The organism is Profundibacterium mesophilum KAUST100406-0324, assembly GCF_009835145.1.
GTDB classification, from domain to species: domain Bacteria; phylum Pseudomonadota; class Alphaproteobacteria; order Rhodobacterales; family Rhodobacteraceae; genus Profundibacterium; species Profundibacterium mesophilum.
The window spans coordinates 1-943 of the sequence record NZ_APKE01000075.1 but is presented as its reverse complement, the minus strand read 5'-3'; the positions used below and the strand labels follow the sequence as shown (position 1 = coordinate 943).

Sequence of the window (943 nt, the reverse complement as noted above, 5' to 3'; positions counted from 1 at the left end):
TCGAAGAGGCGCGGATCGAGGGTCGATGCGGCGAATGTCGGCCCCTCGGTGAGGATCGAGACGGCATCGTGGCTGTGCAGGCTTTCCTGGTGGCTGGCGATGACACGGAAGTCGCCGATCCGCGGATCGCCCTGCAGCGCCTCGCAAAAGAGCCGCGCGGCATCCTCGACGAAGATCGGGTTGGCGGCGTTGAGCTCGGCAAAGGCCTGCTCGTCCTCGCGCTTGACCATGACCTGCGTCTCGGTTGCGACGGCGGTGCGGCAGAGCGCGACGAGATCCTCGAACCACAAGATGTCCTGATCGGGGGTGAGCAGCACCGAGACGCGGGCGACCGAGCGCTGCGAATGGGGCGTGGCGAGCTGTCCGCGGGTCTGGCGGGCATGTTCGCTGAGCTCCAGCGAGCAGGGGCAGGTGGAGGAATAGACGTAGTCGAGATGCATGATCTTGCGGCGCACCCCGTCCTGATGGACGAGTTCGAGCGCGATGTCGTAATACTGGTAGCCCGACAGGCCCGAGCGCAGGCTCTCCACCTTCATCGGGAACGAAAAGCGCATCTGGATGCGCGCGTCGAAGCTCTCCAGATCGCTCATGTAGTCGTCGAGCGCGGCGGAGATCACCTCGAAGCTGAAGGTTTCCTCGGCCCGGCGATAGAAGGTGCGCATGATGCGCGACATGTTGATGCCCTTCTTCTCGGCCTCGAGGCTGACGGTGCCGGTGACGCTGGTCTCGAGCGTCAGATCGGCGCCGTCGCGCGAATGGAAGCGGATGGGCAGGCGGAAATTGCTGATGCCGACATGCTGGATTTGCCGCCGCGCGCCCTTGATCAGGCTCTCGGGTCCGTTCTGCAGATCGGGCAGCGTCGCGCGGTAGACCGCGTCCGCCGAGAAATCCTCAGGGTAGGCCCGCGCCAGAGCGGGATAGGCAGACCCCGAGGACGGCGGGG

At 65.5% G+C, this 943-nt stretch carries 1 protein-coding gene; it reads right to left on the bottom strand.

Annotated elements, in window-relative coordinates; all coding sequences use genetic code 11:
• Window positions 1-943: GTP cyclohydrolase FolE2 (gene folE2, locus PMES_RS16270; RefSeq protein ID WP_159966762.1), on the bottom strand; the 943-nt coding region annotated here is incomplete at both ends.